This is a genomic window from Coprococcus sp. AF99-45, from assembly GCF_027663865.1.
Taxonomy (GTDB): domain Bacteria; phylum Bacillota; class Clostridia; order Lachnospirales; family Lachnospiraceae; genus Allocoprococcus; species Allocoprococcus comes.
Genome location: NZ_JAQDGZ010000018.1, coordinates 52,332 through 61,095, shown reverse-complemented (window position 1 = coordinate 61,095; position 8,764 = coordinate 52,332). Strand labels below are relative to the sequence as shown.

General features: G+C 37.3%; 8 protein-coding genes. All 8 read left to right on the top strand.

Annotated elements, in window-relative coordinates; translation table 11 throughout:
• The first annotated feature begins 28 nt into the window (after positions 1-28).
• Positions 29-688 (top strand): IS607 family transposase, encoded by a 660-nt coding sequence (locus tag PGR14_RS12210; protein ID WP_270223483.1) that lies wholly within the window; start codon positions 29-31, stop codon positions 686-688.
• A complete protein-coding gene (locus PGR14_RS12205; protein ID WP_055297353.1) occupies positions 636-1,799 on the top strand; it encodes an RNA-guided endonuclease InsQ/TnpB family protein in 1,164 nt (387 codons plus the stop codon). The genes PGR14_RS12210 and PGR14_RS12205 overlap by 53 nt, the downstream gene beginning before the upstream one ends.
• Before the next feature lie 184 nt (positions 1,800-1,983).
• Positions 1,984-2,517, top strand: coding sequence for a hypothetical protein (locus tag PGR14_RS12200; RefSeq protein ID WP_055155440.1), 534 nt, complete (start codon positions 1,984-1,986; stop codon positions 2,515-2,517).
• A gap of 235 nt (positions 2,518-2,752) precedes the next feature.
• Positions 2,753-3,685: an AEC family transporter gene (locus tag PGR14_RS12195; RefSeq protein ID WP_022219929.1), complete on the top strand. Its 933-nt coding sequence runs from the start codon at positions 2,753-2,755 to the stop codon at positions 3,683-3,685.
• A 328-nt stretch (positions 3,686-4,013) separates the two neighbouring features.
• Complete coding sequence (locus PGR14_RS12190) at positions 4,014-5,207, top strand: BMP family lipoprotein (RefSeq protein WP_008373422.1); 1,194 nt, start codon at positions 4,014-4,016, stop codon at positions 5,205-5,207.
• Between the two features lie 27 nt (positions 5,208-5,234).
• Positions 5,235-6,794 (top strand): ABC transporter ATP-binding protein, encoded by a 1,560-nt coding sequence (locus PGR14_RS12185; protein WP_008373424.1) that lies wholly within the window; start codon positions 5,235-5,237, stop codon positions 6,792-6,794.
• Positions 6,778-7,842, top strand: a complete 1,065-nt coding sequence (locus PGR14_RS12180) for an ABC transporter permease (protein WP_022219928.1) — start codon at positions 6,778-6,780, stop codon at positions 7,840-7,842. Before PGR14_RS12185 ends, PGR14_RS12180 begins: the two co-directional genes overlap by 17 nt.
• Positions 7,842-8,756, top strand: coding sequence for an ABC transporter permease (locus PGR14_RS12175; protein WP_008373427.1), 915 nt, complete (start codon positions 7,842-7,844; stop codon positions 8,754-8,756). The genes PGR14_RS12180 and PGR14_RS12175 overlap by 1 nt, the downstream gene beginning before the upstream one ends.
• Positions 8,757-8,764: the final 8 nt, after the last annotated feature.

Below are 8,764 nucleotides of genomic sequence, written 5' to 3'. Positions count from 1 at the left end.
TAGAATATTATTGAAAGGAGTTGATACTTTGAGTAAATATTATTCTATACACGAATTTTCAAAAATTATAGGCGTATCTGCTCAGACATTACGAAATTGGGATGCAAATGGAAAACTTCATCCGCATCATACTACAGTAAGTGGCTATAGATATTATTCTGATGAGCAACTCAACCAGGTAATAAATGTAAAGCCTAAAAATCGCATTACAATTGGATATTGTCGCGTTTCCAGCCATAAACAAAAAGATGATTTGGAACGACAGATTGATAATGTTAAGACATATCTTTTGGCAAAAGGACAGCCGTTTGAGATAATAAGCGATATCGGTTCTGGGATTAATTATAAGAAAAAAGGACTTCAGGAATTGATTAGACGAATCTCTCAAAATCAAGTTGAAAAGGTTGTTGTTTTATATAAAGACAGGCTATTGCGATTTGGTTTTGAGTTGATAGAATATATCGCTTCACTTTATAATTGTGAGATTGAGATTATTGATAATACTGAAAAATCTGAACAGCAGGAACTTGTTGAAGATCTGGTTCAAATAATCACAGTATTCAGCTGCAAATTACAAGGAAAACGAGCGAACATAGCTAAGAAACTTATCCGGGAATTGATACAGGAGGAAACAGATGGTAAAAGCCATAAAAGTAATGCTGATACCAAACAACGTACAGAAAACTAAGATGTTTCAGTACGCAGGTGCTTCAAGATTTGCTTATAACTGGGCTTTGGCCAGGGAAAAAGAAAATTATGAAAAAGGTGGCAAATTCATTTCAGATTCAGAACTCAGAAAAGAATTTACAAAGCTCAGACATTCTGATGAATACGCATGGCTGCTGAATATTTCAAATAATGTAACCAAACAGGCAATCAAAGATGCCTGTACTGCGTATAAGAACTTTTTCAAGGGTTTGCAAAAATTCCCAAGATTCAAGTCTAAAAAGAGATCAATGCCGAAGTTCTATCAGGACAATGTTAAGATACAATTCAGTAATACCCACGTTAAGTTTGAAGGCTTTTCTTCCAGCAGGAAAGCAAATAAGCAGAAAATGAATTGGGTAAGACTTGCAGAACATGGACGTATTCCAACAGATGTTAAATATATGAATCCGAGAATATCCTTTGACGGATTGAACTGGTGGATCAGTGTATGTGTGGAATTTCCTGATTGCAAGGAAACACTTAATGATGATGGAGTTGGTATAGACTTAGGAATCAAAGATTTGGCTGTCTGCTCTGATGCTGTTAAATATAAGAACATTAATAAGAGTCAGAAGGTAAAGAAACTAGAAAAACAGAAACGCAGATTACAGCGTAGTATCTCTCGTTCTTACGAGAAGAATAAGAAAGGGGAAAGTTACTGCAAAACCAATAATGTAATCAAAAAGGAAAAACTTTTATTAAAACGAAATCACAGATTAACAAACATCCGTAAAAACTATTTGAATCAGACCATATCTGAGATTGTAAATCGAAAACCAAGATTTATCTGTATTGAAGATCTGAATGTCAGCGGAATGATGAAAAATAGACATTTATCCAAAGCAGTTCAGGAACAAGGATTTTTTTGGTTTAGAAAACAGCTTGAATACAAATGCAGTGATAAAGGGATCCAGCTTATAGTGGCTGATCGGTTTTATCCATCATCAAAGCTTTGCAGCTGTTGTGGAAATATCAAAAAAGATTTGAAATTATCTGACAGGGAATATAGATGTGAGTGTGGGAATATAATTGACAGAGATTTCCAGGCATCAATAAATCTTAAGGGTTATGGAGAACGATTTGCAAGCTGACACTGAAACGTTAATGCAAATATGTACGGATACGTTAGTCCGGAATTTACGCCTATGGAGAGTACAAGAACTTGTGAGTAGATAGATATTTATATCATCAAAAGCATACTCGTTGAAGTAGGAATGAAACATAGAAGTTTGTAACTTTTTATAAGTTTTCAGTAACGGTATGAGGAATGAAAATATGAGTAATACAGCGACGATTTCGCAGGGACAGGAGATTTTAGCACTCCAGGATGAACTGACCGGTGCGCTGATCGGTCTTGCCAGATCCTGTGGTAACAATCCAAAGACAGAAAACACAGATGAGATTATCATCGAAGGTCTTGTGCATACGATTACGAACAGCAACACCGGGGCAGCAGCTTTAAAAGCGATGATCGAAAAAGTAAGAGAAGAAAAAAATACCGTCGCACCGGATTGCGCAGTCTGTGCAGCACCGTGTGGCAATACCTCCGAATATGATGTGAGCAATATCTGGAAACACGAAACAGATGTGCGCGGCGTGGAGACTGCAATCCTTTTCGGAATCCGGGAGATGGCAGCCATTATTTACCCGGCGGTCGTTATGGGGAAAATGGATGCAGAAGTGAACGAATTTTTCTACAAGGCACTCTGCATGATCAGTTATGGAATGAGTAAAGAGGATCTGTTACCGGTTGTGCAGGAACTGGGTGAGATGAACCAGAAGTGCAGAGAGCTTCTGGGACAGGTGTAGCAAGAGAAAAGTCTAAAAAATGAGATTTCTTGACAGAGAACAGGGGATTTGGTATTGTTTAAAAGATGGAAAAATCTGACAGACGAGAAATAAACCGATAGAAAAGAAATGAAATAATAGGAAGCGGGTTGCGTCTGGCAATCCGCTTCTTTTAAAATTGGAAGTTGGACAGTGGCGTAGCGAGTGTAACGTAGCTATGCTTTTAGATTTTAACGAAAAGGAAAAGAGGGCAAAAATGGAACTGAGTATACTTCTGATGGAACAGATTGCAAAATTGTTTATTATGATCTTTATGGGATATGCGGTAGTCAAAATGGGATTGTTGAAAGATGAAGACAGTAAAGTACTGTCAACATTGGTGCTCTATTTGATTGTACCATGTGTGATTCTGAATGCATTTCAGGTAGACTATACGCCGGAAAAAGTAAGTGGACTGGAGCTGGCTTGCATTGCATCGTTATTGCTTCTTTTTATATTACTTCCAATCGTCAACCTGATTGGAAAGGTTCTTCATCTGAATGAAGTGGAAACGATGTCCATTTACTATTCCAATTCTGGAAATCTGATCGTACCACTTGTTGCATTTATGCTTGGAGATAAATGGGTATTTTATGCGTGTGTATTTATGGGACTTCAGACTATCTTTTTCTGGACACACTGTAAAAAAGTACTTAGTCATGAAAAAGGATTTAATCTGAAGAAAATATTCTTTAATATCAATATCATTACGATTATCATTGCGATTACTTTGTTTTTTGCAAAAATACGTCTGCCGGAAATCATTACAGGAACACTTAGTTCAGTCGGAGCAATGATTGGACCGGCAAGTATGTTTGTAATTGGGATGCTGATCGGTGGAATGGATTTAAAGAAAGTATTGACGAATAAGAAAGCATATTTCATTTCGTTTATGCGACTGATCGTGATTCCGCTTATTGCGTTGCTTATCCTGAAGGTAAGTGGTCTTGTGGGATGGAATAAAGAAGGAGAAGAAATCCTTTTGATCGTATTTATGGCGGTAATTTCGCCGGTTGCTTCAACTGTTACACAGATGTGCCAGGTATATGACAATGATTCCAGATATGCCAGTACGATCAGTGTGCTGACTACACTTGGAGCGATTGTGACGATGCCTTTGATGGTACTGGTGTTCCAGATGGTGATGTAAAGGAATTAAGCATAAATATATAGTAGTAGAGATGAGAAAGAATGTTCCTGGGGATGGGGATGTTCTTTTTTTATACCTAAAAATAGTTGGTTTTAGGAAAGAATTATATGGATATAAATAAAAACTAAGGAAAATGTTACATAGATAATTTAAAAGGAAAAGTGATAAAAAAGAATGAAATTGTTAAAAACATACAAAAAATACAGTGTTAAATTGCTAAATATGACAAAAATAAATAATGGTATTTACATTTAAAAAACCAGGTTGTATATTATAGGAAAAGGAACTGGTCATGACGACATGACATCATAACAAAGGAGGAAGAAAAATGAAAAAAAGAGTAGTACAGGCATTGGGATGTATACTTGCAATGACGATGGTAGTAGGAAGTCTGACAGCATGCGGAGGAAAATCTGAGAAAAAAGCAGAAAAAAAAGCAGGAAGCGATGTAAAGGTCGCAATTATATGTTCAGCTGCTGGACAGAATGATAATGGATATAATCAATCCGCAGTAGAAGGCGCAAAAAAAGCTGCTGACGAATTTGGTATTGAATATAAGGTTGTTGAGCCGACAACAGGTGTACCACAGGCACTGGAATCATTAGCTGATGATGGATACAATGTAATTTTCAATCTGGAATATGACTTTGAAGCTTTGATCCAGGGAACCGGTGGAGCGCAACCAATTGCAGAAATGTATCCAGATACAACATTTGTATGTGTAAATGATAATCCGAATCAGGATGAAGACGGAAATACAATTCATGATAATGTAATCAGTGTTCTGTTTGACGTACATCAGGCATCTTTCGTAGCAGGTGCACTTACTACATTGGTAAATGAAAATGCAGAAACTTTATTTGGTACAGATGGTTATAATTTCACACCTGCAGATAATGGCGGACGATCCGTAGGATTTATCGGAGGAACTAATTCAAATGGTATCACGGTATTCTCTTATGGATATATCGAAGGTATCAACTATGAAGCTGAAAAGCTGGGTGTAAATTATGATTACTATGCAAAATATGATGCAGGATTTGCTGATTCTGCAACAGGAAGTACAGTAGCAGGAACATATTATAATCAGGGAGCAAATATTGTATTCTCAGTAGCTGGTTCTGTAGGTGATGGTGTTGCATCAAAGGCAAAAGAAGAAGGAAAGCTTGCAATTCAGGTAGATGCTAACAAAGATGATCAGCAGCCAGGATATGTTCTGACAAGTGTTATTAAAAATACAGAAGTACCTGTATATGACATTGTAAAAGAAGCAGTAAATGGAAAGATTGATAAGATGGATCGTGCACAGACATATTCATTAGCATCAGGCGCAGCTTCTATTACAGATCTTTCAGAAATCAGCAAACATATACAGGATAGCGGAAAAGACAAATGGGAAGAAATCAAAACTGAAATCAAAGATGTAGAAGACAAGATTTCAGATGGAACAATTGTAGTAACGGATGCGCAGAGTGGAGAAGAATTCGATGCTTCTAAATGCCCGAATGTTACAGTAAAATAGTTGTTTTGACAGAAAGGAAGCAGCAATATGAACAGCATGATACAGACGGTTGATCTGACCAAAAAGTTTAACGATTTTGTCGCAAATGATCATATTAATCTGGATGTAAAAGAACAGGAGATTAAATGTATTGTAGGTGAAAACGGTGCAGGAAAATCTACAATGATGAATATGCTCTACGGATTGTTGCAGCCAACAAGCGGAAAAATCCTGATCCGGGGGAAAGAAGTTACACTGAACAGCCCGGTTGATGCGATTGCAAACGGGATAGGGATGGTGCACCAGCATTTTAAGCTGGTGCCGTCTCTTACCGTATATGAAAATATACTGTTGGGTGCGGAAATTACACAGAAAAAAGGCGGAATGAAAACTCCGTTTATCGATCAGAAAGAGGAAATTAAAAGAGTTGAGAAACTGATTCAGGAAAATCATCTGGAATTAAATGCAACAGATAAGATTGAAGATATATCTGTCGGTGGACGTCAGAGAGTAGAAATTCTGAAGATGTTATACAGAAATGTAGACATATTGATTCTGGATGAGCCGACAGCCGTACTTACACCACAGGAAGTTGATGAATTGATTGCAACGCTCAAAAATCTAAAAGAGCAAGGAAAAACAATCATTGTTATTACACACAAATTAAGGGAAGTAATGGAACTGGCAGACAGTATTACTGTAATAAAACAGGGAAAAGTTGTTGGAAATGTATTAAAGAAGGACACAAGTGAACGAGAACTGGCACAGATGATGGTCGGAAGAGATGTTGTTCTTACTGTAAATAATGCACGAAAACAACAAGTTGAATCAGAGATTATGTACAAAGCAGAAAATCTTACGACGGTGAATGACTATGGAAAAGAAGTTGTATCAGATATGTCATTTGAAGTGCATAAAGGTGAGATCCTTGGAATAGCCGGTGTTGAAGGAAACGGACAGTCAGAGCTTGTAAAGCTTATGACTGGTTTGATGGAATCGACGAGAGGAACAGTATTTTTTGACGGTAAAGATATTACAAACTGGTGGCCGGAAAAATTAAGAAAAGCAGGAATTGGAATTATTCCTGAGGACAGATATGCACAGGGATTGTGCCGGGAAATGACGGTTTCCGATAACTGTATAGCAGGATATCACGGAGAAAAAGATGTTTGTAAACGCGGACTTTTTAATAAGAAAATAATCAATGCCAAAAGAGATAAATATATTAAAGAATTTGATATCCGTCTTGGTGATGTGAATGGCAATATAGGCAATTTGTCAGGAGGAAATGCACAGAAAGTTATCATTGCAAGAGAGCTTTCTGCAAATCCCAAACTTCTGATTGCCTGCCAGCCAACGCGAGGCGTTGATATCGGATCTATTGAATTCATACATAAACAGATTCTGAAATTCAGGGATGCAGGAAATACTGTTATCCTGATTTCAAGTGAGCTTTCAGAAATTATGAGTTTATCTGATCGGGTAATTGTTATGTATAAAGGTAAGATTTCAGGTGAAGTATCACCGAAAGAAGTGTCTATGGCTGCCATGGGACTTTTGATGGCTGGAATTGGAAAGGAGGAACAGGATCATGAAAAAGAAAGATAGTATTATAAAAGGAATCGTCAATTCTGTACTTCCGGTAATTCTTGCATTTGCATTTGGAGCAATTATTATTGCGGCGATCGGGGAAAGTCCGCTGGAAACATACGGGGTACTGATCAGAAAATCACTTTTAACAGAGAAAGGATTTATGAATACATTGCATTATGCATCACCTCTCATTCTGACAGGGCTTGCAATTGCAATTACATTCAAAGCAAATCTGTATAACATGGGTGTGGAAGGCCAGATGCTTTTAGGAGGATTCTTTGCAGGAATCACTGGAGCATATCTTAATATTTCCAATCCATTTATAAGCAAACTGATCTGCTTTTTAGTTGCAATTGTCTGTGGAATGTTATTTGCGCTGATTCCGGCAATTTTAAAAGCGAAATGTAATGTAAATGAGATGGTTGTGACTTTGATGTTAAACTATGCAGTTTCAAAGACTCTGGAATTTTTAACAACTGGTGTATTCAAAGATAAGAGTGCAGGTTATGTGGCTACACCTACGATTAAAGAGAATGTGATGTTCAAAAGATTTGGAGCATCAAGAATGACCATGTTTTTTGTGATTGCAATGATTATTCTGGTAATTATGTATTTTGTTATGAAGAAATCAAAACTGGGATATGAAATTACAGCTATTGGAAAAAATCCGGAATTTGCAGAAGCAACAGGTATGAATGTCGGAAAGAAAATCATTATTATGATGTTGATAAGTGGTGCACTTTCCGGTGTGGCTGGAGCAGGATGGATGTTAAGTGATCAGTTTAAATATACACTGACATTTTCTGCAAACCCTGGTCTTGGATGGGATGGTATGCTGATTGCTCTGCTCGGTGGACATTCGCCAATTGGAATTTTGATCGCGGCAATCTTTTATGCTGCATTAAAAACCGGTAGTGACAGCATCAATATGTATACTGCAGTTCCGAAAGAAATCGTTGCAATTATTCAGGGAATGATCATTCTGTTCCTGGCAGTTAAGTTTATTGGTGATAAAACAAGCGTATTTAGTCGTTTTAAAAAGGCGAAAAAGGAGGATGCATAATGGAATTATTAAATAGTATTTTGTATGACACAGTATACCATAGTGCTCCTATTATTCTATGCGTGATCGGTGGAATATTTGCATATAAAGCAAATGTATTGAATATCGCACTGGAAGGAATGATGCTGAATGGAGCATTTATTTCAGTGTTAGTCGAGTATCTGACAGGAAGTGTGGCTCTGGCAGTGATTGCCGCAATCGTAACGACTTTATTGTGGGGACTTGTATTTTCATTTTTAGGAATTACTTGTAATGGTAATGTTATTGTTATCGGTCTTGGAATTAACTTGATTGTTCCAGCGATTGCAAAATTTGTACTGAAAGTTATGGAGCTTGCTAATATCAGTCTTCAAGATGTAGGAGTTGCAGATTTTAAGATCAATATACCGGGCATCAAGAGTATTCCGCTGATTGGTGGAATCGTAAGTGGTCATCCGGTTATTACATATCTGGCATTTATTGGAATTGCGGCAGCAGCTATTCTGATGTACAAAACAAAATTTGGAATCTATGTCAGAGTTGTTGGTGAAAATGAAGATTCAGCGATCAGTCTTGGACTGAAAACACAGAAATACAAATATATTGCTGTTCTGATTGGAGCATTTTGCTGTGCATTAGCCGGAATCAATTTATCAATGGAGAGAATGGCAATGTTTACAAGTGATATGACAGCAGGACGAGGCTTTATTGCAATTGCAGCAATTTATTGTGGACAGGGGAAACCGGTACAGTCTTCACTCTATGCAATCTTATTCGGTGTTGCAAGATCACTTGCAGTCAATTTAAGTGTATATGCAGGACCGGCAGCAGGAATGTTCGATACAATTCCATATATCATCATGGTAGCGGTGCTTGCAGTTGTTTCATTTATGAAATTTAAGGATGTTAAGGTAAGAGGATACAAGTTCGACTAAGGGGGAGG

Bases quoted from the DNA above. Each gene is read 5' to 3' on its own strand.
- PGR14_RS12200 (WP_055155440.1), top strand. From the start codon at position 1,984: ATGAGTAATACAGCGACGATTTCGCAGGGACAGGAGATTTTAGCACTC.
- PGR14_RS12190 (WP_008373422.1), top strand. From the start codon at position 4,014: ATGAAAAAAAGAGTAGTACAGGCATTGGGATGTATACTTGCAATGACG.
- PGR14_RS12205 (WP_055297353.1), top strand. From the start codon at position 636: ATGGTAAAAGCCATAAAAGTAATGCTGATACCAAACAACGTACAGAAA.
- PGR14_RS12175 (WP_008373427.1), top strand. From the start codon at position 7,842: ATGGAATTATTAAATAGTATTTTGTATGACACAGTATACCATAGTGCT.
- PGR14_RS12195 (WP_022219929.1), top strand. From the start codon at position 2,753: ATGGAACTGAGTATACTTCTGATGGAACAGATTGCAAAATTGTTTATT.
- PGR14_RS12185 (WP_008373424.1), top strand. From the start codon at position 5,235: ATGAACAGCATGATACAGACGGTTGATCTGACCAAAAAGTTTAACGAT.
- PGR14_RS12180 (WP_022219928.1), top strand. From the start codon at position 6,778: ATGAAAAAGAAAGATAGTATTATAAAAGGAATCGTCAATTCTGTACTT.